The organism is Xylanibacter brevis P6B11 (genome assembly GCF_000621825.1).
GTDB classification, from domain to species: Bacteria; Bacteroidota; Bacteroidia; order Bacteroidales; family Bacteroidaceae; genus Prevotella; species Prevotella brevis.
In genome coordinates this window covers 251,940-276,651 of sequence record NZ_JHXG01000007.1, presented here as the reverse complement: position 1 = coordinate 276,651, position 24,712 = coordinate 251,940, and the positions used below count along the sequence as shown (strand labels likewise).

Here is a 24,712-nt window from a genome sequence, read left to right as displayed (position 1 = left end):
TGCTAGTGTTTCAGTCGGTTATTTCAAAATCAAGTCGCTGCCTAGGTTCTTGGCCAGTGCGTCGCGCAGCTCCTTTATTTTCATGTGCTCCTTGAGCAGTTCCATGGTGCGCTCCATGTTGCCGTTCACCTGTTTCAGTTGCTGATTGATCTCCTTCAACTTGTTCTCTATGATGTTCATGCGGTAGTCCATGATGAGGTGCAACACGCGCTGCCGCAAGTTCTGCTCATCGTCCTCTTTAGAGAAACGTCCGCCCAGTTGATGGCGGTCTATGGCCAGTTGAGTGGCCAGCTTACTGATTTCTATGTCGGGATGACTGCAGAAGTAGATCTGCGATTTGAAGTCAGGATTCTCGCATTGTGTCACTGCTTCCTCCAGGATGCGGTTGTGAAGCGGACTCACAAAGGTGATGCCGTCCTGACTGAGGTCGTAGTGGATATATTGTGCTACGGTGAGCGATATGGTCTGTCCGTCTTCTGTTGCCACATCCTTATATATGATGTCGCTGCCGTGTCGTACGATCTCTCTTACCAGCATCAGTTCCACCTGTGTGGATTGTTCTGCAGCGGTATGAAGGGTGAGGGGCTGTATGTCTTCGTCGGTATTGCTTGCGGCTTTCTGCTCCTCACGTTCTTGCTCTTTCTGTTTCTCCTCGACGTTCTTGCTGATGCATTTGTTCATCTCGGCAATGAGCGTCTCTTCCTTGATGTTGAGGCGGTGCGACAGGTTGCTGGTGTACTCATTGCGCAGAATGCTGTCGGGAATCACCGAGATACTTTTCAGTATGCCGACGATGGCTTCCGAACGCTTGATGGGATCCGTCACATTCTCGACGGTCAGCCGGCTCTTGAAGGTGATGAAGTCTGTTTGGTTCTCGTTGATGTATCGCTTCAGTTCTTCGGTAGAGTGCTTGCGGGCAAACGAGTCAGGGTCGTCGCCATCGGGCAGTAGCAGCACGCGTATGTTCATGCCTTGAGCCAACAACATGTCGGTACCACGCATGGCAGCATGGATACCTGCCTCGTCACCATCGTAGAGCAACGTGATGTTGTTGGTGAAGCGGTGCAGCATGTGTATCTGGTGGGTAGAAAGCGCCGTGCCACTGTTGGCCACCACGTTCTCTATACCAGCCTGATGCATGGCGATGACGTCGGTATAACCTTCCACCATATATACCATGTCTTCCTTCACGATGGCGCGCTTGGCTTGGTAGAGACCATAGAGTTCGCGCTCCTTGTGGTAGATGTCGGAGTCGGGCGAGTTGACATATTTCTGCGCCACGCCCTTGGTGCGTGAGTCCAGCACACGTCCGCCGAAGGCCACCACCTTGCCGCTGATGTTGAACCAGGGGAAGATGGCGCGTCCGCTATAGCGATCGTAGGCGCCGCGTTCGTTCTCTATGCACAAGCCGGTTTTGACGAGAAACTCCTGTTTGTAGCCTTTCTCCTTGGATGCCAGCAAAAGGGCATCGCGTTTCTGGAGCGAGTAGCCCAACTGGAATTTCTCTATGATGTCATCGCGGATGCCACGGCTGCGGAAGTACTGTTTGCCGATGGCCAGTCCGTCGGGATCGTTCAGAAGAATATTGTGGAAATAGTCCTTGGCCCATTCGTTGACAATGAACATTGACTCGCGGTCGTTCTGCTCTTGGCGTTCTTCGTCGGTGAGCTCTTTTTCAACGATTTCAATGTTGTACTTTTTGGCCAACCAGCGCAGGGCTTCGGGGTAGGTGATCTGCTCGTGCTCCATCAGGAAGTTGGCAGGGGTGCCGCCCTTTCCACACACGAAACAGTGACAGATGTTCTTCGTTGGTGACACCATGAACGAAGGGTTACGGTCATCATGGAAAGGACAAAGTCCCTTATAGTTCACACCGCTTTTCTTCAGCGTTACGAACTCTCCAACCACATCAACGATTTTTGCTGCGTCAACAATCTTCTCGACGGTCGCTCTGTCTATCATGCTGCAAAGATAATAATAAGTGGGAAAAAAACCAAAAGTATTTTTAGTTTTTTCCCCACTCGGTATGAAGCGATTTGTTTGGTGCTGCCAAACCTATAGTTTCCCGTAACTAAACCTATGGTTTGCCGTAACTAAAGTGCCACTTTGCCGTAACCAAACCTAAGGTTTTCCGTAACCCAACTAAGGGTTTGCCGTAACCTTACTTTTTCTTTAAGTATTTTGCCAGTTCCGAACCATTGGCGCGAAGTCCCTTGGCCATCGACTGGGCGTTCATCTGTGCACCCAGTTTTGAGGCATGCGTGTGGTCTTTCTTGAAGTATTTGGCGCCAGCCTTCTCCTTGATCTGTGCTATCTTGGCCTTAGCCTTCTCTTTGTCGGCAGGCAGTTTCTTCACGCTGAACTTCTTGTCGAGGAAGTTGGCCGAGATGTTGTGCATATCCACAAACTCCACGCCGGTTTCAGCTACCACCTCGCGATACCACTTGCCATAGGAGTCATCGCGGCGCTCCACCTTTCCGCCGGGCCACTCGTTGCGTGGCGTCAGCGATACCAGGATAGGCGTGGCGCCCTTCTCGCGAGCATCGTCAATCATCTTCTTCAGATACCAGCCAAACGAGTAAACCACCTCGTAGGTGTCGTTGTCCAGATGATAGACGTGCAGGGTGTCTTTAGTGCCGGGAATCACGCCACGAGCTTTGACGTCGGTGATGGGACAGATGTCGTTGTGGCCAAACTGGATGGTCACGAAGTCGCCTGGCTGCAGCGAATTGTAAACCTTATCCCACAGACCTTCGCGAATGAACGAACGGGTGGAGCGTCCGGCACGTGCAGCGTTGACAAGCGTAATCTTCGACTCGTCGAACACGGTGGCGGCCTGTGCGGCCCATCCCCACATGCCGTCTTCCTCCTTGTCGGCATTCTTCACGGTAGAGTCGCCCGTGAAGAAGACAGCTGGCTTTCCGCTGCTGCGATCCACGCGATAGACCTCGGGCTCTACGTTTTTCATCATGGCCTGCAGAGGCTTCAGCTGTGGGTTCAGGCTCTGCCATAGGCCCTCTGCTGCTGAGCGGGCATTCATCTCTGCGCCAAACTTCGAGGTGTGTATCTTGTCGCCCAGGAAGTGGTACTGCTCTTTCCAGTGACTATAGCTGTCTAGCTTCTGTCCGCTGATCTCGTTCAGATCGACGTAGGGCACACCTTCAACGGCAGCCATGTAGGCAGCCCACATAGAGTGGGGCTTGCGTACAATCTTGCCTTTATCATCGTAGGCATCGCGAGGCGTCAGCGACATCAGAATGGGATTGGCACCCTTGGCTCTGATTTCCGAGATGTAGCGATGCAGGTAAGCACCGTACGAATAGACGGTATCTGTTTTCTGCGTGCGCTGGTTGAAGCCGATGTACAGTGTGTCGGGGTCAACGCCGGGAATCACGGCGCGTGCACGCTTCTTGTCGAAGAACTCGCCATTGTCGTTGTGGCCGATAGACACGATGACCCAGTCGCCTGGTTTCAGTGCCTCGCGAACGGCGGGCCACAGGTCGGTATAGAACGTACGTGTGGACATGCCGCCCAGTGCCTGGTTCTCTACCGTAATCTTGGTCTCGTCAAAATATTTGTTGGCATAGTAGCCCCAGCCCCACTGACCGTTAGAGCCATCGCCCTTGGTGCCATTGCGCATCGTAGAATTACCGATGAGATACAGCACGGGGTTATGGCCTTTGCGGCTGCTGCCGGGCGCGGGGCGCGACATCAGCGCTTTGGCGATAGAGTCGGGGGTGTTGTCCACCACCTTGTTGACATCTTCAATAGGGTCGGGTAGGTTGTCGAAGCCTTGCGCCGAGGCCGAAAGACCCAGCAGCAGGGCTGTCATCGTAGAAAGTAGTTTCGTTGTCATTGTAGCTTGTAATAATATGATTGTATAGGCTGCAAAGGTACTAATTTTTTTCGACTAACCATGTCATTAATCAGTTTTTTTCGTATCTTTGCAACCGAGAACTAATAATACATAATGTCTTTTCACAATGAAAAAAGTATATAAGGCACACATCCTTTTTACAAAGGAAAAAGACCGTTTCGAAGTCTATGAAAACGGTTATATAGCAGTGGAAGATGGTTACGTGCTGGGCGTGGCAAGCCACTTGAAGGACCTGAACTGTCCCGATGCCGAGGTCATCGATTTTGGCGACAAGCTGCTCATCCCTGCCATGAACGATATGCATGTCCATGCACCCCAGGTGCACAATCAGGCTGTGGCCATGGACTTGGAGCTACTGCCCTGGTTGCAGAACTACACCTTCCCCGAAGAAGCCAAGTATGCCGATGTGGAATATGCCGAGCGTATGTATCGCCGCTTCCTCCACACACAATGGCTCTTTGGCACCATGCGCAGCGTGGTCTTCGGCACCATTCATACCGAGAGCACCCGCTGTCTGATGCAGCTCTATCAGGAGGCAGGCATGGGCGCCATGGTGGGTAAGGTAGCCATGAATCGTAATTGTCCCGACAATCTCTCTGAGGATGTCGATGCCTATATCGAGGGCATGGAACAGCTGATTAAGGACTTTTCTCCCCTCGCCTCTGGGAGAGAGGCCGGGGGTGAGGTACCATCTCTTGTCCGTCCCATCATCACGCCCCGATTTGTGCCTTCGTGCACGCCCGAGTTGCTTCGCGCCTGTGGCCAACTGGCGCAGCAGTACCAGTTGCCGGTGCAGTCGCACCTGTCAGAGAATACCTCCGAGATTGCCTGGGTGCAGGAACTGGAGCCTGAAAGCGAAAGCTATGGCGATGCCTACAACCGCTATGGCCTCTTCGGACAGACGCCCACCATCATGGCCCACTGCGTGTGGACGCATGGAAAGGAACTGGAACTGATGAAGCGTAATGGCGTGATGGTGGCTCATTGTCCTACGTCCAACTTCAACTTGTCGTCGGGTTTGGCGCCCATCCGTTCGTTGCTCGACGAAGGTCTGCGCATCGGCCTTGGCAGTGACATCAGCGGTGGTCACGACCTCAACATGTTCCGCATGTTGGTCTATGCCATCCAGGTCAGCAAGATGCATTATCAGCAAGACCACAGCAAGGCATTCCTCACATTGCCCGAAGTGTTCTGGATTGCCACCAAGTCGGCAGGTTCCTTCTTCGGGAAGGTGGGTAGTTTCGAGCCCGGCTATGAATTCGATGCTCTAGTCATCGACGATGCCGTGCTCTATCCTTCCGAGTATTCTTTACTACATCGTCTTGAGCGTTTCATCTACGTAGGCGATGATCGCCAGATTGTTCACCGCTTCTGTCGTGGTCAAGAGGTAGCCGAGCCAAAGGTGCTGTAAACAGCATGATACTTTTGTAGATATATCAATCAACATAGTTTTAACATCAAACCTAATTGAGACAATGAAGAAAAATGTACTAAAAATGGCAGTATCTGCTCTGTTTGCTACTACTCTTACAAGTTGTGTTACTATTAATTCAGGCGCAAGTATCTCTAACGATACCATCGGTTCCAAAGTAGGCGAAGCAAAGTCGAGCATCATTCTTGGTCTTTGGTCGTCTAAGGGTGAGCAGAATGATATCAAAAAAGCCGCACAGAACGGTGGCATTACCAAGATCCATCAGGTGGAATATGTGGACAAGAGCATCCTTTTAGGTCTTGTTATCAATCATACCACCAAGGTTTACGGAGAATAAGACCAATCAGTCTTAAATAAAGGCGTCATCATCCGAATGGAAGATGACGCCTTTATTGTTGTAAAAAGAGGAGCATGCTCGAAATAGAACATGCTCCTTTTTGATATGGAATGCTTATCCGCGGGATGCGGATAGGTTATTGCTTTTACTCAGCCTCTTTCTCTGCAGCGCGGAAGCTCTCAAGGTCTTCTACGCGGAAGTTCTTGATGTAGGCAGCCTTACCGCAAACGTTCTCCTCGGTCATGCGAACATAGACGTTGGCACTCTTCTTGAAGAGCTCGGGAGCCTTGCTGGCATCGCGGATAATGAGCAGACTCATTACCAACTCGGCAGTCATATCGTAGAGACGACGAGCCAGGAAGTCGTGTGCATCCTGATTGTCGAGAGCCTTCACGTTGGCCAAAGCCTCCTCGTAAACGGGGATGAGCTTCTCAACGCGAGCCTTCAGACCAGCTACGCAGTCGCAGCACTCGATGCTTGCAGCCATCTCCTTGATGTTCTGGAGCATGGTGCCGTTGGTGATGTAACGGATAGCAGCTACAACCTGCAACTGAGTGGTACCCTCGTATATAGAGAAGATACGTGCGTCGCGGAACAGACGCTGGCTCTTGTACTCCATGATGAAACCTGAACCACCATGGATGCTGATAGCATCGTAAGCGTTCTGGTTGGCATACTCAGAGTTCATACCCTTAGCCAGAGGTGTGAAGGCATCAGCCAAGCGCTGGTACTTCTTCAACTCCTGCTTCTCCTCGGGAGTGAGCTTGCGGTCGCGCTCGATATCCTCGAGGCACTTGTAGATATCTACATATGCGGCTGTCTCGTACAGCAGTGAACGACCAGCATCGAGCTTAGCCTTCATGCGAGAGAGCATATCGTAAACAGCGGGGAAGTTGATGATAGCCTCACCAAACTGCTGACGCTCTTTAGCGTAAGCCAGACCCTCGTTGTAAGCCTCCTGTTCAACGCCTACACTCTGAGCAGCGATACCCAGACGGGCACCGTTCATCAGAGCCATCACGTACTTGATCAGACCCAGACGAGTGCTACCGCAGAGCTCTGCCTTCGCGTTCTTATAGGTCAGCTCACAGGTGGGTGAACCATGGATACCCAGCTTGTGCTCGATGTGACGAACGTCAACACCGCCCTGGCGCTTGTCGTAGATGAACATAGACAAACCACGTCCGTCCTTGGTGCCTTCCTCAGAACGAGCCAGCACGAGGTGGATGTCGCTATCACCATTGGTGATGAAACGCTTCACACCGTTCAGACGCCAGCAGTTCTCCTTCTCGTCGAAGGTGGCCTTCAGCATCACGCGCTGCAGGTCAGAACCAGCATCAGGCTCGGTCAAGTCCATAGACATACCCTCACCAGCGCAAACGCGGGGGATATACTTCTGACGCTGCTCCTCGCTACCAAACTCATAGAGGGTATCGATACAGCTCTGCAAGCTCCAGATGTTCTGGAAACCGGCATCGGCAGAAGAAATCATCTCAGACAGCATAGAGAACACAGTGTTAGGCAGGTTCAGACCGCCGTAACGACGAGGCATAGAAACACCCCACAGACCAGCCTTGCGGGTGGCGTCGATGTTCTCGTAAGTCTTAGAGGCGTAGATCATACGGCCGTTCTCGAGGTGTGGACCTTCGAGGTCAACGCTCTCAGAGTTTGGTTCGATGATATTGGCAGCCACGTCGCCTGTGATGTCGAGAATCTGCTTGTAGTTCTCGATGGCATCAGCCAAGTCAACGGGAGCGTAATCGTACTTCTTGGCATCTTCAAAGTTGCGTTCCTTGAGCTCAACGATGCGCTTCATCAGAGGATGGTTCAGATAGAACCCAATCTCTGGGTGATCACTATAATAGTTTGCCATGATTTATTTCGAATTTTGCTTGTAATACTTAATGAGTTTGGGAACTACCTCTTCCACAGTACCAACAATCACGTAGTCGGCGATGCGGTTGATAGGTGCATCGGGATCAGAGTTAACGCTGATGATGATACCAGAGTCCTGCATACCAGCGATGTGCTGAATCTGACCAGAGATACCACAGGCGATGTATACCTTGGGGTGAACGGTAACACCAGTCTGACCAATCTGACGGTCGTGGTCGAGCCAGCCAGCATCTACAGCAGCACGGCTACCACCTACCTCACCATGGAGCACCTTAGCGAGCTCGAACAGCATGTCGAAGTTCTCCTTAGAGCCTACGCCGTAACCACCAGCTACTACGATAGGAGCACCCTTCAGGTTGTGCTTGGCAGCCTCTACGTGGTGGTCGAGCACCTTCACTACGAAAGCCTCGGGGCTTACGTACTTGCTTACCTCAGGGTAAACAACCTCGTTCTTAGCCTTACCATCATAGATAGCCTTCTGCATCACGCCAGAGCGTACAGTAGCCATCTGAGGACGGTGGTCGGGGTTCACGATGGTAGCCACGATGTTACCACCGAAGGCAGGACGAATCTGATAGAGCAGATTCTCATATACCTTGTTATTCTTCTTATCCTCGAAAGGACCAATCTCCAGCTCTGTGCAGTCGGCAGTCAGACCTGAAGTCAGTGATGACGATACACGTGGACCGAGGTCACGACCGATGACGGTAGCACCCATCAGGCAGATCTGTGGCTGCTCCTCCTTGAAGAGGTTCACCAGAATATCAGTGTGGGGAGCTGAGGTGTAGGGGAACAGGTCCTTGGCGTCGAAAACAAACAGCTTGTCAACACCGTAAGGTAGAATCTGATCCTCCACCTTACCCTTGATGTCGGTACCGGCAACAATGGCGTGGAGCTCTACGTTCAGTTCATTGGCGAGCTTACGACCCTTGGTCAGCAGCTCCTGAGATACTTCCTGTACCTGAGTACCTTCAATTTCGCAATATACAAATACGTTGTTCATAATTCTTCGAATTATAGATTTCTGTCGCGACTCAGCCATTCAAGCAAGCTTGATGGCATTCGCTGCTCCAGAAATTCATATCAGCCAATGATTTTTTCGTCCAACAATTCTTTGATCATACCCTCGATATCAGCATCAGAAGCCGTCAAAGTCTTCGACTCCTTAGCCTGGAACACGATGTTCTTGATGGCCTTCACCTTAGTGGGCGAACCACTCAGACCGCACTGGGCTACATCGCCATCCACATCGGCTACGCTCCACTGGTTCAGTGTCAGGTAGGGACGCTCCTCGTAAAGGTTGTCGTAGGCAGTACCCTCGGCAGGACGCTCCATAGGACAGGTAGCGCGCTTGTACTTCATCACCAGCTTAGCGTTCTGAGGACGACAGGGAGCTGCACTTCCGTTCACGGTGATAACCACTGGCAGCGGAGCCTCTACAGTCTCTACACCACCGTCGATCACGCGCTTGATAGTAGCTTTGCCATCTTTCACTGAGAGCACCTCCTCAGCATAAGTCACCTGGTTGAGGCCCAGCTTCTGAGCCACCTGAGGACCTACCTGAGCGGTATCACCATCGATAGCCTGACGACCACCGATAACGATATCTACATCGCCTATCTTCTTGATGGCAGTAGCCAGTGCATATGATGTAGCAAGGGTGTCGGCTCCAGCAAACAGACGGTCGGTCAGCAACCAACCCGTGTCAGCGCCACGATAAAGACCCTGACGGATAATTTCGCCTGCACGTGGAGGACCCATGGTGAGGATTCCAACTGTTGAGCCTGGGTTCTGCTCCTTCAGGCGAAGGGCCTGCTCCAAGGCATTTAAATCTTCTGGATTGAAGATGGCGGGCAAGGCGGCACGGTTTACGGTTCCTTCTGCGGTCATTGCATCCTTACCCACGTTTCGGGTGTCTGGCACTTGTTTGGCCAGTACAACAATCTTTAAAGCCATAATATATTAATGTATATAAAACTATTTGTTCAAAATTTTGCGGGTGCAAAGATACGTTATTTCTATCATTTAACAAAGTAAAAAGTATAAAAATTGCACAAACGTTCCTTTATCGTGCACATTTTAGGGGTTTTGTGCAAAAAAAAGAGAGATGTATTACTACACCTCTCTCTTGTATAAATATTAAAAACGCTTACCCTTATACCAGATGTGCAATCAGGTCTTCGCGGTCGCCTGGCAGCATGTCGATGACAGGAATTTCAATCATCGTGTAGCATCCTGGCTCCTGTTTCATAGAAGCGCGAGCCACGTTGACCAACACCTGACCAGTCAGGGCAGGGTTGTTGATGCTCATGTTGAACTCCAGGCGCTGGTTCTGAGTCTTGCCGCTCACGCCCTTGCGCACCAAGTTCACGCCGTGACCCATGTCGCGAACGTCGTCAACGCTCTCAACCTGGAACACGTGAGTCTCGTCGCTGGCAAAGTAGGGGTCAGCCTTGATAGCAGCTGTCACCTCGTCCAGGCTTGCACCATCTTCCAGCTCAACATATACCATGCGGCGGTGGATGCCCTCACCCAAGGGGATGGTCATTGAAAGGGCATTCTTAACGCCAGCCTTTGAGCGCACGCATACGCTGTGTCCCATAGACATACCAGGACCAAAGTTGGTGTAGCTCAGACCTTTAGGAGCCAAGCTCTGCATCAGTGTGCGAACGATAGAGTCTGAACCTGGGTCCCATCCGGCAGCGATGACGCTCACGGTGCCCGTCTTTTTGTTCAGTTCCATCAGGTTGCGACGATAGTCGCGAATCATGGTGTGTATGTCAAATGAGTCCACTGTGTTGATGCCCAGTGGCAGAATTTGTTTGGCATATTCCTCGCACGAACGTGTAGGAGTGGCCAGGATGGCTACATCTACGTCTTTCAGTTCTTTGATGTCCTTAACGACTTCATACTGTGCCAGTTCGGCTGGCTTATCTTGTGCACCATTTCTGCGCACGATACCTGCTACTTCGAAATCGGGGGCTGCTTCGAGTGCCTCCAAGGCGTAGCGACCAATGTTGCCGTAACCAACTACGGCTGCTCTGATTTTTTTCATTGTTCTTTTGTGTTGTGAGTATAAAACTGGGTGCAAAAGTACTACTTTTTTCTTGAATAGCGCGACTTGTGGATAAAAAAAATATTAAAATTCTTTTGGACGCACGTCTTGAAAAGCACGCTCAGTCGCTGTTTATTACAATAATAATGTATACTTATAAAAAAAATAATGTCGAAAAAAGTTTCGTATTCAAAGTAAAAGTAGTAACTTTGCACCCGTTAATTTCGTAAACCAAACCTAGTGATTATTAATTACTTCGATTGTATATAGTTTTTTTTAAGATGAAAAATTTTTTTATAGCATGTGCAGCAATCCTTTCATTTACGGCTTGCTCAAATGAGAAGGACCTTTTTGATCCGGCTAACATCGAACAAAAACAAAAGATGTCGTATGCAGACCAGTTCGAAACTAAGTATGGAGAAATCAGCCCTGACAAAACATGGGATCTGACCGATTTTTCTGCATCACAGACTCGTGCTGCCTCTACAGGCACCCATGCCACGCTGGTTGACGGTCTGAGCTTTTACCTGAACTATTCTGTTACAAATGGCAGGTTGTTTAGTTCTATGGCTGCCCGCTCTCAGAACAAAGCACTCTATGATGCTATTAAGACTTCTCTTCCCGATGGTCGTCAGCACACTGGTGTTCCCGTTGTGCTGACAGCTCCCAGCAATTCGTTTACGATCTATCCTGTGAGTGTTCAGGGTGCTTGGACTCACGACCTCTATGTGAAGGTTGGCGATGCCGCACCTGTTAAGGTCTATTCTAAGAACTGGACCGACTATTCACATGGCTTTGTCAATGGCGAAGGCTTGAAGGGCGTCTATACGCTCGTTGGCTTCTATCTGACCCAATATACAGACATGCCAGGTTTGCGCATCGAGGCTCCCGTTGGTACACCCATCGAGATCTATCTGGCCAATGTGAAAGATGGCAAAAACTCTAAGCCAACGGTTGGTACCTTCAACGGTCAGGCCATCTACGTAGAAACCACTGCAAAGCCTGAAGGCGTAGAGATGCACGACAATGCTATTGTCAAGTATATCGGTATTGAGGACAACAACGGCAATGGCTCGGACCACGACTACAACGATGTGGTTCTGGCCATCGTGGGCAATCCTGAAGTTCCCGAGGAAATCAAGGTGACCGACGATCAGTACGATGTCACTTCCAGCATCACCAAGCGTTATATGATTGAAGACCTGGGTAGCATTGGCGACTTCGACTTCAACGACATCGTAGTCGATGTAACCGAGACTGTCAAGTCAACCTATAAGAGAACACTGACCAACGGTGTGGTAACTTCCAACGAGCTGGTTGGCACCGAGAAGAAACAAAAGGCCGTTCTTCGTCACCTGGGTGGCGTGCTGCCTTTCCAGCTGACCATCGGTTCTACCGAACTGCCTGAGCGTAAGGGCGTTCTGGATGTAGATTTGGAAGAAGAGTACGAGGTTGAAGGCTGGGATCCCTATACCAACAACATCTCTGTCAAGGTTAGACAGCAAGACAACGTCTCTGTCTTTGTCATTCCATTCCCCAAGGCTGGTGAGGCTCCTATGATTATCGCCACATCAGACACCTGGAATTGGATGCCCGAGAAACAGAGCGTGCCCAGAGATTGGTTCTACACCGACTTCTAAAGAATAAATTCACGCACTTTTGCGTGCAGAAACACAATAAACGGGCCTTGGTGCCCGTTTATTTTTTGTAGATTATAAATTAGTATTTCAGTATATGATTGAATATATCAAGGGAGAGTTGACCGACCTGACGCCCGCCTTGGCCACCGTCGAGGCAGCAGGCGTAGGCTACGGCATGAATATTTCGCTCAATACATTTAGTGCCATCCAGGGAAAGAAAGAGGTAAAGCTCTATGTCTATGAGGCCATTCGCGAGGATGCCTATGTGCTTTACGGCTTCGCCACCAAGAAAGAGCGCGAGATGTTCCAGCTCCTCATCACCGTCAGTGGCGTTGGTGCCAACACCGCACGCATGATGCTCTCAGGCATGAGCGTTAGCGAGTTGTGTGCAGCCATCTCTACGGGCAATGCCAAGCTCATTCAGAGCATCAAGGGCATTGGCAAGATGACAGCCCAGCGCATTATCGTTGATTTGCGCGATAAGATTGTGGCTCTGGGTATCACCAGCGAGATTCCCGCTGGCGGACAGATTGCCGCTCCCGTTAACAATGAAGTTCGCGACGAGGCAGTCTCTGCGCTCACCATGCTTGGCTTCGCACCTGCTCCCACTCAGAAGGTTGTGGTACAGATATTACAAGAACAACCCACTCTACCAGTAGAGCAGGTTGTCAAATTAGCATTAAAACAGATAAAGTAATGCTAGCTATATAATCATTATCCCATTATCTCTTCGGCAAGCTTTGTCAGGTTCTGATAAGGCATGCCGCCTACGTGGCGATTGATGTTGCCATCCTTGTCAATGAAGAACAGGGTGGGTATCGACATGATTTTGGCAGCAAGGGCAATGCCTTGGTTCTTGTCCACATCTATCTTCAGTACCTTGAGTCGTCCTTCGTTCTCCTTGGCCAGTCGCTGCAACAGTGGTGCCATAGCCTGACAGGGTCCGCACCATGTGGCGTAGAAGTCAATCACTACCGGCGTATTATCTTCAAAATCGTATCCTCTCAGATACTGCTTGTAGTCTTTAATATTCTCCATAATTCTCAATCTTTTGGTTCTTTAATAATCTTTGTTCTGTGTTTCAGGTGCAAAATTACATAGAATTTGATAGACGTATGAATTATTTTATCTATCTTTGCATCGAAATTATCTATTAAAGCACCAATCATCATGACGCTTCAACAACTCCGCTATATCGTAGCAATCGATCGCTATCGTAGTTTTGCCAAAGCTGCCGAGGCCTGTGCCATTTCCCAACCTACGCTGAGTGCGATGCTTGTGAAACTCGAAGAAGAACTGGATGTGCGCATCTTCGACCGTAGCAACAAGAGTGTCGTTCCCACCATCGTTGGCGAGAAGATTATCCGTCAGGCCGAGCGAGCCATTGCCGAAGCCGAGCGCGTGTCCGAACTGGTAGAAGAGGACAAGGGAGCCATTGCCGGCAGTCTCAACCTGAGTGTTGGTCCCACCATTGCACCGTATGTCTTGCCCCAGTTCATACGCCACTACATGGAAGACTATCCGCAGGTGAAGCTCAGCATCAAGGAGATGAAAGCCGAGCCTATGATGGCCGAACTGATGTTGGGCCATCTCGATGCCGGCATCGCCATTTGTGGCAATGCTCGTGCAGGCATTCTCGAGGTGCCCCTCTACACCGAGCGCTTCATGGTCTATCTCTCAGAAAACTGCTGGCGCAAGCTTCCCGTCTTCAAACCCGAGAACCTTGAGCACGAGAAGATGTGGATCATGAAAGAAGCCCAGTGCTTGCGCGATAGCGCTTTCAGCTTTTGCAAGGCGCGCACCAAGGGCAACCGCATCTACGAGGCAGGCAGCATCGAGACACTCATCCGTATTGTCGACGAGAATGGAGGTTTCACCATCATCCCCGAGATGCATCTGCCTTTCCTTACCGAGCGTCAGCGCGAGAATGTCCGTCGCATCGAGGGCGACTACCTCTCCCAGCGCCGTGTGTCGCTCTACATCCGCGAAGACTATATCCGTCAGTCCATGCTCAACACCATCACCAACACCCTTCTCCGCTTCATGCCCAAGGGAATGATGGAAGAACACATCGTTAAATATGGCATCAAGTTGTAATTTGTAGTCCTAAGATATATCATACAACTTTAATACATATAAAACTAACGGTTTAACAAAAGAACAAGAAAGAACGATGAAAACAAAAATTTAATGTTTTATCTTTGCCGGCAGAACTGAAAATAAAATAAACAGACGTTTTGCAGGCATGGTGATATGGCTAAAGCACAAAAGGAACTCCGTGAAAAAGAAGAAGCCTATCAGCGCCAATGGGATGTGCTTAAAGAAAAGGATCCTGACTCGCAATAAATTCGTTGACGCAGGAACTATTAAAAGAAACTTTCCCCGCTCGTTGCTGAAATGAGCGGGATTTTTTGTACCTTTGCGCTTCAAACATCAAGGAGGTAAAAAGATTATTATATGAAAGAAGCCCAGTGGCAATGGCAGGAGCCAGGCACGGCATGGAAAGGCGTTTGTACTTATCATGTAACGTTGACGGTTCCGTCACGCCAGCCGTTGTTGGGCACATTGGTGATACCTCAGAATGACCCTTCGCAGGCACGGGTGGAGCGCACAGCATTGGGCAATGCCGTTATTGATGAGCTATATGTGATGTGCAAGCACTATCCCGCCATCCGCATTTACCAGTTTTGCCTAATGCCAGACCACCTGCATGCCATCATTCGGGTGACAAAGGTCATGGATGCAAGCATACGCAGCGTGATTCGCGGATACTGGCAAGGGGTGAAAAAACTGGGCCGCGCATACACTTTGGCAGTTTCCACAGAAGCCAGCACTTCGGCTTTTCCCAGCGAGTTAAGCACTTCGGCAGTTCCCCCCGAATCAAGCACTTTGGCATTTCCCAGCGAGTTAAGCACTTCGGCAGTTCCCCCCGAATTTAATTCGGGTACAACCCCCCAAAGAAAAACCACAGCGGAAGAAAGCGGCTGGGCTTTTCCAATTTTCACAGAGCGGCCATTTATTCGTCCTTTATCACGCTGCGGTCAGCTGCATACGATGATGCACTACGTGCGGATGAACCCTCAGCGCTTAGCCACGAAGCGCCTGATGCCAGGCTTCTTCAGAGTGCAAAAAGGCATCGTGATTGGTGGCTGCAGCTTTGACTGTGTGGGTAACGTAGCCTTGCTCCATGCTGAGTCTTATGATGTGGTACATGTGCGCAGCGCATGGGTGAAGGCAGCGGAGCATGGCGACACTCAGACCCTTCGTGACTATATGAACAGCCGCGTGCTAAAGGCTCGTAAAGGAGTGCTGATGGTGTCGCCCTTCATCTCGCCACAGGAAAAGCAGGTGATGCAAGTGCTGATAAGCGAGCTGCACCCTTTCATCTTGCTTGCCGACAATGGCTTCCGTGATTATTACAAGCCATCCGATGCCCTCTTCGATGCTTGTGCAGCTGGTAGGGTGCTGATTCTAAGTCCTTGGCCTTATGACGCCAGTAAACGTCACATCAGTCGCGCCGACTGCGTGAACCAGAATAATATGGCCGAGGAGTTTTGCAATGCAATGAACGATATCCATTAATAGAAACTTCCCCCGCTTCATGCCCAAGGGAATGATGGAAGAACACATCGTTAAATATGGCATCAAGTTGTAAGCCTGAAGCAAATCATCCAGCCATTGAGAAACGGAATACTTCAGTTTCTTGCAGTTCAGGTCGTTCTGTCACCATTCTTACGTAGTCACGTATCAAATGTCGCCATTCATTGGGTTTCATGCTGAAATACTTCTCCTGAAATTCACGAATGCACTTCATGTAAATGGTTTCTATGGTTGTGCCACTTTCCAACTCCATCAGGTTGTGCACAAGCCGGCGCACATCATCGTCCTTCTCAACATCGTCGAGCACAGAGTCTGCCGGTCTTAAGCGGATTTCCTTTGTCTCGGCTTTCTGTCTTTTCCTATCCGTTTCAGATGTGCCAGAAAGATGAGTTGTCATTGGTGATATCTCGACCACACTAGGCTTGATATAAACCTCTTCCGTAGTACCTAAGAATTTCAAGAGATACGTTTTCAGTTTCTCCAACACCGTCTGTTTCTTCTCGCCGCTTTCCGGCAGGAAAGGATTCGCTGGGGGCAGTATCTTGGCTATCCCCGTACCCGTCTCAGTGACATAGCCATCCATAAAAGCACGCTCCATAAAGGCCGTCGTCTCTACAGGTTTCAGGTGTTCCTCGTTGATAATCGCATCCAGCTCAGCCTTCTTCTCGCGCTCTATAAACTCATTCCATTCCTCGCCCACATCGGCACCCTTTTCTGGTGTCATCTGGTCTATGAATTTCTCAATCAGTTCTCGCTTGTCGCGCATGTCGGGGCTAGCTTCAATCTGCTTCCTAATCTGCACGATAATCTCCTTGTCCGTGCAGTCTGCATCGTGATACTGCTGAACCAATTGCAGTATATAGTGAATGTTCACCTGGTCATGACGAACCAGTTCTATCTCAAAGATGATGTCATCGTTGATGGTCTCTTTATTGTTGTTATTAGGCTTACGGAACTCCTCGTAGTAGGTGTAGTACCATCCCTTATAGTCCTGGTAGTCCATCTCGCTGACAATCTTGGCACTCTCGTCAAAAGCATCAAAAACGTTCAGCACGTTTCTCAGTCGCAGAATCTCACCTAGCAGACGGATAAATTCCTTCTTCTGCTCTTCGTCCATGATGTTGCCCATCTGCTCCAGCGGGAACTCCCTCAGCAAACGATCTATCAGTTCCGTATAAGGCTCGTGATGTCTTCCTTTCACATCGTCATAGCCCTCACTATAGTATTCCTCATACGATTTCATAAACACCATACCCTTGGCATTGGGGTCGCCAAAAATACGCAGACTCTCGTCTGTTGCCTCTTTCAGGTTGCGGAAGCAGACAATGTTGCCACAGTCCTTTACAGAGTTCAGTATGCGGTTCGTACGACTATAGGCCTGCAACAGTCCGTGCAGTTTCAGGTTCTTGTCCACCCACAGCGTGTTCAGCGTCTTCGCATCGAAACCTGTCAGGAACATGCCCACCACTATCAGAATGTCAATCTCCTTGTTTTTCATGCGGAGCGACACATCTTTGTAATAGCTCTGGAAGTTGTCGCCATCTGTCGAGTAGTTACACCCAAACATCTCGTTATAGTCTTTAATAGCATTCTCCAGTGCATCACGGCTCTGCATGTCCAAGCCTTCCGTACCCTCAGGGTTCTCGTCGTTTTCAAACCCCCATTCATCCTCCTCCGCCTCGTTGGCCGAGTAAGTATAGATGGTGGCAATGCGCAGGTTTGGCGTGCCAGGTTCTGCTAGTTGCTTCTTGAACTCGTTGTAATATAAAATGGCGCTCTTCACAGAATCAACGGCAAAGATACTGTTGAATTTACTTTGTTTGGTCTTCTCGCTGAAGCTGTTGATGATGTAGCCTGTCACGATGCTGATGCGACGGTGGTCGTGCAGCGCCTCTTCCGTATTGATGCCCCACACCTGTTTACGCTCCACGTCGTTTTTCATCTTCATTGTCGAGTCGTAGTCCACATGGAAGCGCAACACGTTGTTATCGCCAATGGCATTGATAATCGTATAGGTATGCAAGGGTAGGGTGGGATGTCCGTCCTCGTCGGGCTCTCCACCAAACAGCTGTGCCGTGGTCTGATACTTACTGCTGGCGCTGGCATTCTGTGCCTTGATGGGTGTGCCAGTGAAGCCAAACATCATGTACATCTTCATGCGCTTCACGATCAGCTTGTGCATGTCGCCAAACTGGCTTCTGTGGCACTCGTCGAATATCAGCACGATGTTCTCCTTCTGCAATATCTCGCGCAACTTCTCGTCCTTGTCGTAGATGCCCGGCTTCATCAGGTTCGACAACTTCTGTATCGTAGTAATGATGATATGGCAGTTGTCGTCTTTCATCTGGCGCTGCAGCACCTTTGCCGACGTGTTTGAGTTGGCGCACTCAGGTTCGAAGTTGTTATACTCCTTCATGGTCTGATAGTCCAAGTCCTTTCTATCTACCACAAACAGCACCTTCTTCACCTCCTCCATCTGCGATGCCAGCTGGGCAGTCTTAAAAGAAGTCAGCGTCTTGCCGCTACCCGTGGTATGCCAGATATATCCACCAGCCCTTGTCGTGCCCTGCCAGCGATTGTTGATAGCCGTCTTGATGCGCAGCAGTATCTTTTCTGTTGCTGCTATCTGGTAGGGGCGCATCACCAGAAGCTGCTTATCTACGTTGAACACACAGTATTTTGTCAGCAGGTTCAGAATGGTGTGCTTCGCAAAAAACGAAGTGGTGAAGTCACGCAAATCCGTCAGTCGGTTGTTCCGCTGGTCGGTCCAGTACGACGTAAACTCAAACGTGTTTCCCTCCGTCTTTTTCTTTCGCGAGGCATCCACGGCCTGTTTCTCTTTGGCGTAGCGAGTGGTATTAGAATAGTATTTCGTCTCTGTGCCATTCGATATAACAAAAATCTGCACAAAGTCAAACATTGCCCTGCCTGCCCAGAACGAATCTCTCAGGTAGCGGTCTATCTGGTTGAAAGCCTCTTTGATGGGCACACCGCGCTTCTTCAGCTCTATGTGTACCATTGGCAGACCGTTCACCAGTATCGTCACGTCGTAGCGATTCTTGTAGGTGCCGCGATTCTCCTCATACTGGTTAATCACCTGCAACCTATTATTATATATGTTCTGCTTGTCTATCAGTTTGATGTTCTTCGTCTGCCCATTGTCCAGTTTCAGGTCCAGTATATAGCCCTTGCCTTGCAGCATCTCCGTCTTGTCGAGGATGGTCATCTGCTCGTTGCTTATCATGGGCAGCAGGCGGGCCCACTCGTTGTCGCTCAGCCTGATACCGTTGAGCGTTTGCAGCTGCTGGCGCAGATTTTCCAGCAGGGCGGCCTCGTCCTTTATCTTGGCGTACTCATACCCTTGGTCTGCCAGTTGCTTGATGAGCGCATTTTCCAGTTGCGCCTCACTCTGATAGCCCTCACTTTGTTTTGGCTCCACATCATAGCGGGCCATCACCGTTTGCTTTTCTTCAAGTATGATTTTAAATTCGTCCATAAGGCAAATAATTATATCTTTATGCTTGCTGTTTCAGAAAGTATGTGTATATTTGCATGCAAAACTAAAATACACCAGAAGATATGACTTCCATGCAAATGCAACTTAACTCAGAGCTTTTCGCTGCTCTCCAAACAATATCAGGTGATGAAGGTCTGATGAAGAAAGCCGTCAGATCTCTTAAGCGTATTGCCTCACAAAAGCAGGCAAAAGATGAGAACCTGATTTCTATGGCAGAGTTGGAGGATATCGTTAGCGAAGGCGAGAAAGACATCAAAGAAGGAAACTTCCAACCTGTTGCAATTGACGATCTATGGAAGTAGGTAAGAAAGATGGATGTGAAGAAAGTTACATACGAAGAAGCTTTAGCTCGTTTTAAACGCTCATTAGAGATTAATCGAGCCGCCGAAAAACGTATGAAAGAAGAGTTTAAACAAATGGGGTTGAAAGGGACTATCGTTTCGTTATGATAAAACTTCCCCTTAAGCTTATCAACGCAAAATCCCCATACTTTGAGGAGACTGCCCAAGTTCTTACAGCAGGTAAACCTTAAAAGATTCCTTTTCTTATTCATTCAAACGTCAACAGTTTATTACGATAATACTCATTTAATAAAAATGTCTTTAAGCGTCTTTATTCTGCCAAGACAACCCCTGATCCATCACATTCTTCGCATTCCTCTTTTATTTTGCCACTACCATTACAGTTGAGGCATACTCCACTCTCTTCTGTTACTGTTGTTGTATAATTTCCTCCTGTACCTCCACAAGTCGGGCATTTTATATGTCCTTCTCCATGGCAAGATCTACATTTTACATGTCCTATTCCATTACAACTTAAACATGTACAATAACCGGTACCAGAGCATCCTCCACATTTTACATATTCAACTTGACCATTATAAGAGAACGTGCGGACTCCTGCCCCATTACACGCTGTACAGCGTAATCCACCACTACCAGAACAGGTAGAACAGGTAAAATACCCCATATTCTCGCAGTTATTACATGGCGCTATGCCCGTTCCTACACAGGTGGGACAACTCCCGGTAGACTTATATGTATTATATAATTTCCCCTTTCCTTGACAATAAGAACAAGTATGAGTAAAATAACCTCTGCCATTACAATTTTCGCATTCTACCCACTCTTCCTCAACCTCTTCAGTCAAGAAAGAATCCTCTGTTTCCGAGTTGTTGCTTTTATTACCGCAAGCAGTAATAAGCGCACTCGCAACAATTACTATCAACATAAAAGTCTTTTTCATATTCTGTATAATTTTAGATTCGTCCATAAATTGTGTTCTATTCAGAGAGTTGTCTTCATTGCTTGTTTTACTGCATCAAGAGCCTCTTGTATCGAACACTCAAATAACTCTTGTGCGTTTCGCCTTTCATAACTATACATGTATGATTTTCCATCAACTTTATACTTTGCCAACAATCGATGAGCTTCTCTTTCTACTTTACCTAAATCACGTTCTACGTTCCATGATTTAATCATTTTCCAGCCCTCTCGTCCACCATAGCCTCCTTCACTATTCATCTGGAATTCACGATGAGACAGTACATCTTGACTATTTCTCTTGTTGTCAATAATCCCTACTTTACAATATTTTCCACTTATAGCTATATAAATTGTTCCTCCAATGCTGTCTCTTTTTTGGAAAGCAATATTTCTAGTATCACAGATTATGCAACGACCACTTCTAGTTTTTAGCCGATGTCCCTGTGTACAATAATTGCTTATTACATACATATAGCCCTTTGCCTTTACCATATCGTGGTAATTCTTTGGACCGCCCATACCACGAACATCAATAAAATCCGAAGTATCTAAGCCTTGAGCTTTGATAAAGGCTTTTTCTTCTGTGGTTAAAATATTGGTTGTATTGCTCATTGTTTTAGAAAGCTAATAGTTTATTACGATAATATTCATATTGCTTCTCGCGTTGTGCGAGTTGCTGCTCTAAGTTGCGGATAGAGGCCTCGAAGGTATCAAGGATAGAGACGATGCGCTGCTGCTCGGAGAGGGGAGGGAGAGGGATTATTATCTTTTTTAAATCAACAGCGTTAACAGCAGGCGTTCCCCCTTCGCTTTTATACTTTAGAATCTCTTCTGTATTAGAGGAGAGGTAGTAATATAAAAATTTTGATTTGAAATTTTCTTTTTTAATAGGTCGAATTTGATAACATAAAGGACCAAGCCAAAAAGCATTTCGCTGATAACCAACAAAACCTATACCTCCTTGCCCTCGTGAAGGAGTAGTAACAACATCACAATCACAGTTACTTTTATCTACATATCCAGACTCTGTAGTTCCTGCGTTTATATAATAATATCTACCTTTGTCTAATATTTCGGCCGGCTTTGAACCAGTCCTAATAAGGCAAGATTCCCCCAACCTCTTCATTTCCACCCCAGGCTTTCCTTCAAGGTCGAGGAGTTGGTCACGATAATATTCATATTGTTTTCTTCGCTGGGCTATCTGCTCCTTTAGGTTGTCTATTGCAGAAGTGAAGGTATCAAGAATTCCCACTATCCGAGTCTGTTCTTCAAGAGAAGGGATGGGGATGAGGATGTTCGCAATATCTTTTCCGTGAACATGGGGAACTCCAGCTCCCTTTTGTGTTTCAAATATCCTATTTTGGTTCATTTTGAGCCATTGAAAAAGATATTTGTGTTTAATGCTTTGTGATGGGTCAACAGTAAACGCATCTGATACAAATATAGGCTTGTTCCAATAAGAAACAAATCCAGCATAGGCTCCTGAACCAGCAACTGTTATAGATTCACCTTCTCTATTAGATTCGTTATGATAATAAGAAGGAGTTTGTCCTCCTGCAATAACAGGAATATCACCATCAACAGCATCCTTTGCTGTGATGGTTCTACCTCTGTTAAAAGCACACACCTCTCCTAATTTCTTCCACTCCACCATACTCTACTCTCCCAACTCTTTAACAATCGCCTCAATCTTCTTATTCAGCTCATCGCCTTCGGCAATCAGCGTTTCCAGCTTAGCGTTGACCTCCGTGATATTGATGACCTCACGCGTATCTTCCTGCTCTACATAGCTCGATACGCTGAGGTTGGCATCGTTCTCCAGGATGTCGTCGTTCTTCACCAGCTTAGCCAGATACTGCTCGTCCTTACGGTTGGTAAACAGCTCCATGATCTTCTGCTGATGTTCAGGCAGGAGAACATTCTTGTTGCCATCCTTCTGGAATAGTTTGCTAGCGTCGATGAAGAGCACAGAACTATCAGTCTTGGCGCTCTTCTTCAGCACGATGATACAGGTAGCGATACCCACGCCAAAGAACAGGTTGGCAGGCAACTGGATAACGGTATCCACATAGTTGTTTTTGATAAGGTACTGGCGAATCTTCTTCTCGTCGCCTCCACGATACAATACACCGGGGAACTCTACGATGGCAGCAGTACCTTTCTCTGACAGGTGCCAGAGCATATGCATGGTGAATGCCAGGTCGGCTGCGCTCTTAGGTGCCAGTACGCCAGCAGGAGCATAGCGCTCGTCGTTAATCAAGATGGGATTGTCTTTGCCTTCCCACTTCAGCGAGTAAGGCGGATTGGAAACAATGGCATCGAAGGGTGCATCCTGCATATGTTGAGGCTTCAGCAGGGTGTCCTCCAGACGAATGTCGAAGTTGTCGAAGTTCACATTGTGCAGGAACATATTGATGCGACAGAGGTTGTAGGTGGTGGGGTTCACCTCCTGACCATAGTATTTCAGATCTGGATTCTGCTTGCCGATGGTCTTGGCAAACTTTAGAAGCAACGAGCCCGATCCGCAAGCAGGGTCATAGACCTTCTGGATATTAGGATTGTTCCAAGAAGCCAGTTGAGCCAGCAGCTCGCTGACCTGCTGAGGGGTGAAGAACTCACCACCGCTCTTGCCTGCTTGCGAGGCATACATTTGCATCAGGAACTCGTAGGTGTCGCCAAACGTATCGTTGTTGGTGTCGTTGTACTTCGAACCTAAGTCCATTTGTGCTACGGTCTGTAACACTTTAGCCAGCAGTTGGTTGCGCTTGATAACCGTAGAACCAAGCGAGGCACTATCCACCGTGAAGTCAGAGAACAAACCTCGCAGGTCGTCTTCTGATGGTGTGCCAATAGCCGAGGCCTCTATGCTGCGGAAGATATTAGTCAGACGCTCGTTCAGGTTCTCGTCTTTCTCGGCAGTCTTCACCACGTTCTGGAAAAGTTGTGAAGGCAGAATGAAATAGCCCTTTTCCTCTACCATCTTCTGACGGATGCGCTCAGCCATCTCGTCGGCGATTGTAGCGTAATCAAAGTCGGGCTGACCAGCCTCTTTCATCAGCTGGTGGATATAGTCACAAATGTTTTCAGAGATAAAGCGATAGAAGATAGAGCCAAGCACATACGCCTTAAACTCCCAACCATCCACGCTGCCACGCAGATCGTTGGCTATCTTCCAAATCGTCTTGTGCAATTCTGCACGTTCTTGTTGGTTTGGCATAATACGATAGTTAAAGGACAGCAGAAAGACATTATCGGAGAAACAAGACTGCGAAAGGACCTAACTATATATAAAAAAGCGGGACTCCACTTATCATATATAGAGGCTCTCGCACGCCTTGTCCAACTGATAAATCTCGTCCACGCTATCGCGCAGACATTAACGACTTATTCTTCAGTTGAACATAATATTGAATTTGCGAGATTCCTATATATTCCGAATAATAGCTAATGCTGTTATTGTTTTTACCCTCAAAAGTCCCACCGGCGACTTCCACCGAAGCCATGTGCCAGTGATTAAGTGCAAAGGTAGAAAGAAATTCTGAACTTTCAAAGTAATTCATTGGAAAAAAATTTTTTGCCACGGGCTGTGAGATTCTTGGTGTGCGCAAGTGGCATTGCCAAATTGGTCGCGGAGTGTGGCAAAACAAGTACTTTCGACTGCCAAAACGATAGGTTTGAAGACGCAAAAGTATAGGTTTTGACTTGCAAAAGTATAGGTTTTGGTGTCATTCTAGAGTCTAGAAAGCACGATTCTAGAGTCTAGAATGCATGATTCTAAAGTCTAGATCACATCATTCTAGAGTCTAGAATTGAGTAATCTAGGGGCTAGAATTGGGTAATCTAGGGGCTAAAATGGAGTAGTCTAGGGGCTAGAATTGAGCTTTCTAGGGGCTAGATTCGACTTAAAAGCGTAACTATTGCATTGCAATACTTATGCTATTGCCTTGTAATAGTACGCATTTCACGAGTCAAAACCATTGCTTTTTGATGTAAAAAAGCGTTCTATTTATAATAAATAGGTGTGTTCTGCGTTATCATTATTGTAATACGACAACATAGAACACTTTGAAACGCGTAATATATATGTTGTTGC

The 24,712-nt window shown here is 48.3% G+C and carries 19 protein-coding genes; 8 read left to right on the top strand and 11 right to left on the bottom strand.

From position 1 onward, the window contains the following. Window positions 1-18: 18 nt before the first annotated feature. Entirely contained in the window at window positions 19-1,962 is a 1,944-nt protein-coding gene (gene dnaG, locus T496_RS0104015) for a DNA primase (protein WP_027449601.1), read from the bottom strand. 199 nt (window positions 1,963-2,161) lie between these two features. Further along, complete coding sequence (locus tag T496_RS0104010; protein ID WP_027449600.1) at window positions 2,162-3,856, bottom strand: rhamnogalacturonan acetylesterase; 1,695 nt, start codon at window positions 3,854-3,856, stop codon at window positions 2,162-2,164. A gap of 127 nt (window positions 3,857-3,983) precedes the next feature. On the opposite strand from T496_RS0104010, the gene T496_RS0104005 reads away from it, so the two are divergent. Then, entirely contained in the window at window positions 3,984-5,288 is a 1,305-nt protein-coding gene (locus T496_RS0104005; protein ID WP_027449599.1) for an amidohydrolase family protein, read from the top strand. 64 nt (window positions 5,289-5,352) lie between these two features. Then, window positions 5,353-5,646: a TRL domain-containing protein gene (locus T496_RS0104000; protein WP_027449598.1), complete on the top strand. Its 294-nt coding sequence runs from the start codon at window positions 5,353-5,355 to the stop codon at window positions 5,644-5,646. 145 nt (window positions 5,647-5,791) lie between these two features. Here T496_RS0104000 and T496_RS0103995 read toward each other — a convergent pair whose 3' ends face one another. The 4 genes from T496_RS0103995 to T496_RS0103980 all read right to left on the bottom strand — a co-directional run bounded on the left by T496_RS0103995 (window position 5,792) and on the right by T496_RS0103980 (window position 10,597). Next, window positions 5,792-7,519 carry an acyl-CoA dehydrogenase family protein gene (locus tag T496_RS0103995; RefSeq protein ID WP_027449597.1) on the bottom strand — a complete coding sequence of 576 codons (1,728 nt, stop codon included), beginning with the start codon at window positions 7,517-7,519 and terminating at the stop codon, window positions 5,792-5,794. Between the two features lie 3 nt (window positions 7,520-7,522). Beyond that, the gene (locus tag T496_RS0103990; protein WP_027449596.1) at window positions 7,523-8,545 is read right to left on the bottom strand and encodes an electron transfer flavoprotein subunit alpha/FixB family protein; all 1,023 of its coding nucleotides are present in this window, start codon (window positions 8,543-8,545) and stop codon (window positions 7,523-7,525) included. An 80-nt stretch (window positions 8,546-8,625) separates the two neighbouring features. Continuing rightward, window positions 8,626-9,498: an electron transfer flavoprotein subunit beta/FixA family protein gene (locus T496_RS0103985; RefSeq protein ID WP_027449595.1), complete on the bottom strand. Its 873-nt coding sequence runs from the start codon at window positions 9,496-9,498 to the stop codon at window positions 8,626-8,628. Between the two features lie 199 nt (window positions 9,499-9,697). Next, window positions 9,698-10,597 (bottom strand): diaminopimelate dehydrogenase, encoded by a 900-nt coding sequence (locus T496_RS0103980; RefSeq protein ID WP_027449594.1) that lies wholly within the window; start codon window positions 10,595-10,597, stop codon window positions 9,698-9,700. 383 nt (window positions 10,598-10,980) lie between these two features. Here T496_RS0103980 and T496_RS0103970 point away from each other — a divergent pair, with 383 nt between their 5' ends. Then, window positions 10,981-12,237: a DUF4114 domain-containing protein gene (locus tag T496_RS0103970; protein WP_027449593.1), complete on the top strand. Its 1,257-nt coding sequence runs from the start codon at window positions 10,981-10,983 to the stop codon at window positions 12,235-12,237. 94 nt (window positions 12,238-12,331) lie between these two features. Beyond that, window positions 12,332-12,934 carry a Holliday junction branch migration protein RuvA gene (gene ruvA, locus T496_RS0103965; protein ID WP_027449592.1) on the top strand — a complete coding sequence of 201 codons (603 nt, stop codon included), beginning with the start codon at window positions 12,332-12,334 and terminating at the stop codon, window positions 12,932-12,934. Between the two features lie 17 nt (window positions 12,935-12,951). On the opposite strand, the gene trxA is transcribed toward ruvA, so the two are convergent. Continuing rightward, entirely contained in the window at window positions 12,952-13,275 is a 324-nt protein-coding gene (trxA, locus tag T496_RS13430) for a thioredoxin (protein WP_052342061.1), read from the bottom strand. Window positions 13,276-13,407: 132 nt separating this feature from the next. On the opposite strand from trxA, the gene T496_RS0103950 reads away from it, so the two are divergent. Beyond that, window positions 13,408-14,334 (top strand): LysR family transcriptional regulator, encoded by a 927-nt coding sequence (locus tag T496_RS0103950; RefSeq protein WP_027449591.1) that lies wholly within the window; start codon window positions 13,408-13,410, stop codon window positions 14,332-14,334. A 360-nt stretch (window positions 14,335-14,694) separates the two neighbouring features. Next, window positions 14,695-15,819, top strand: coding sequence for a transposase (locus T496_RS0103940; RefSeq protein ID WP_027449590.1), 1,125 nt, complete (start codon window positions 14,695-14,697; stop codon window positions 15,817-15,819). Window positions 15,820-15,904: 85 nt separating this feature from the next. On the opposite strand, the gene T496_RS13425 is transcribed toward T496_RS0103940, so the two are convergent. Continuing rightward, window positions 15,905-19,333, bottom strand: coding sequence for a type I restriction endonuclease subunit R (locus tag T496_RS13425; RefSeq protein WP_081783534.1), 3,429 nt, complete (start codon window positions 19,331-19,333; stop codon window positions 15,905-15,907). A gap of 83 nt (window positions 19,334-19,416) precedes the next feature. Here T496_RS13425 and T496_RS13420 point away from each other — a divergent pair, with 83 nt between their 5' ends. Both T496_RS13420 and T496_RS14850 read left to right on the top strand, forming a co-directional pair. Further along, entirely contained in the window at window positions 19,417-19,656 is a 240-nt protein-coding gene (locus T496_RS13420) for a hypothetical protein (RefSeq protein ID WP_044110571.1), read from the top strand. Between the two features lie 9 nt (window positions 19,657-19,665). Next, on the top strand, window positions 19,666-19,803 hold the full coding sequence (locus T496_RS14850) for a hypothetical protein (RefSeq protein ID WP_155808636.1): 138 nt from the start codon (window positions 19,666-19,668) through the stop codon (window positions 19,801-19,803). 837 nt (window positions 19,804-20,640) lie between these two features. Here T496_RS14850 and T496_RS0103915 read toward each other — a convergent pair. From T496_RS0103915 to T496_RS0103905, 3 genes are read right to left on the bottom strand one after another with little or no spacing between them, the layout of a single operon-like run. Then, a complete protein-coding gene (locus T496_RS0103915; RefSeq protein ID WP_027449589.1) occupies window positions 20,641-21,231 on the bottom strand; it encodes a GIY-YIG nuclease family protein in 591 nt (196 codons plus the stop codon). A gap of 4 nt (window positions 21,232-21,235) precedes the next feature. Then, window positions 21,236-22,273, bottom strand: coding sequence for a restriction endonuclease subunit S (locus tag T496_RS13410; RefSeq protein WP_044110567.1), 1,038 nt, complete (start codon window positions 22,271-22,273; stop codon window positions 21,236-21,238). Between the two features lie 3 nt (window positions 22,274-22,276). Beyond that, complete coding sequence (locus tag T496_RS0103905; protein WP_044110565.1) at window positions 22,277-23,836, bottom strand: type I restriction-modification system subunit M; 1,560 nt, start codon at window positions 23,834-23,836, stop codon at window positions 22,277-22,279. Window positions 23,837-24,712 lie beyond the last annotated feature (876 nt).